At 65.2% G+C, this 319-nt stretch carries 1 pseudogene; it reads left to right on the top strand.

Going from position 1 to position 319, the window contains the following annotated elements:
- Positions 1 to 319: pseudogene (locus EN807_RS37250) on the top strand (DNA-binding protein); the annotation flags it as partial.

Below are 319 nucleotides of genomic sequence, written 5' to 3'. Positions count from 1 at the left end.
GAGGCCGGAGGCATAGTCATGCGCGACCTGTTCCAGGGCGACGACGGTGGCTGGCTGCAGGACGTCGTCCTGGTAGACCGGCTGGTCGCGGATGAGTTGGAACGACGCGCGGAGGCGGTTCGCGCAGAGGCTGGAAGTGGATCGAAATCGCGCCCGACTTCGCCTACGGCCACGCCTTCGGTCTCCGCCAACTGCGCGGAGAACCGTCGCCTCTTAGCGCCGAGGAGGAGTCGACGCGTAAGGCCTTGCAGCTCGAGTTCGACCGTCTGTCGGAGGAATATGACAGCGTCGAGGACCTCCCGGACGAAATCGATCAGCG

Origin of the sequence: Mesorhizobium sp. M5C.F.Ca.ET.164.01.1.1, from assembly GCF_004792125.1 — a bacterium.
Lineage (GTDB): Bacteria > Pseudomonadota > Alphaproteobacteria > Rhizobiales > Rhizobiaceae > Mesorhizobium > Mesorhizobium wenxiniae.
This window is presented reverse-complemented; position numbering and strand designations above follow the sequence as displayed.